1 protein-coding gene is annotated in these 784 nt (G+C 50.1%); it reads right to left on the reverse strand.

Features of this window, described 5'->3' with window-relative positions:
• On the reverse strand, positions 1–784 hold a 784-nt coding region (locus tag MTX13_RS14460), incomplete at both ends, for a hypothetical protein (RefSeq protein ID WP_250437434.1).

Genomic DNA, 784 nt, shown 5'->3' on the forward strand with positions numbered 1-784 from the left:
CATTCCGTAGACGGTTCTGCTGGTTGCGTACCCGTTACATCCCAAGAACAGGTTGTATTGTTAAAGGTCGCTGTTTCCCAACATTCCGTAGACGGCTCTGCTGGTTGCGTACCCGTGACATCCCAAGAACAGGTTGTATTGTTGAAGGTCGCTGTTTCCCAACATTCCGTAGCTGGCTCTGCTGGTTGCGTACCCGTTACATCCCATGAGCAGGTTGTATTGTTAAAGGTCGCTGTTTCCCAACATTCCGTAGCTGGTTCTGCTGGTTGCGTACCCGTTACATCCCAAGAACAGGTTGTATTGTTGAAGGTCGCTGTTTCCCAACATTCCGTAGACGGTTCTGCTGGTTGCGTACCCGTTACATCCCAAGAACAGGTTGTATTGTTAAAGGTCGCTGTTTCCCAACATTCCGTAGCTGGTTCTGCTGGTTGCGTACCCGTGACATCCCAAGAACAGGTTGTATTGTTAAAGGTCGCTGTTTCCCAACATTCCGTAGCTGGTTCTGCTGGTTGCGTACCCGTTATATCCCAAGAACAGGTTGTATTGTTGAAGGTCGCTGTTTCCCAACATTCCGTAGCTGGCTCTGCTGGTTGCGTACCCGTGACATCCCAAGAACAGGTTGCATTGTTGAAGGTCGCTGTTTCCCAACATTCCGTAGCTGGTTCTGCTGGTTGCGTACCCGTTATATCCCAAGAACAGGTTGTATTGTTGAAGGTCGCTGTTTCCCAACATTCCGTAGCTGGCTCTGCTGGTTGCGTACCCGTGACATCCCAAGAACAGGTTG

Source organism: Hanstruepera flava (assembly GCF_023634025.1).
Taxonomy (GTDB): Bacteria; Bacteroidota; Bacteroidia; order Flavobacteriales; family Flavobacteriaceae; genus Hanstruepera; species Hanstruepera flava.